Origin of the sequence: Komagataeibacter intermedius TF2, assembly GCF_000964425.1 — a bacterium.
Classification (GTDB): Bacteria; Pseudomonadota; Alphaproteobacteria; order Acetobacterales; family Acetobacteraceae; genus Komagataeibacter; species Komagataeibacter intermedius.
Genome location: NZ_BANF01000540.1, coordinates 160 through 369 on the forward strand (window position 1 = coordinate 160; position 210 = coordinate 369).

Genomic DNA, 210 nt, shown 5'->3' on the forward strand with positions numbered 1-210 from the left:
CATCTGGTCCGCGCGGGGCCACAGGGCGGGAGTCACTCCCGTCGGAGCCCCGCCCAGGATCGGGCCGCACGCCCTGTCGGACCGGGCGGTCACGGACATCATCCGTAAGCGATGCGGCGACACCCACCTCGAAGGGGACTTTGGCGGGCACAGCCTGCGCCGCGGGGCCATCACCACGGGGGCGAAAGACGGGTATGATCTCCTGGAACT

General features: G+C 70.5%; 1 pseudogene. It reads left to right on the forward strand.

What is annotated here, in order from left to right:
• A pseudogene (locus B7449_RS24620) lies at positions 1-210 on the forward strand (integrase); the annotation flags it as partial.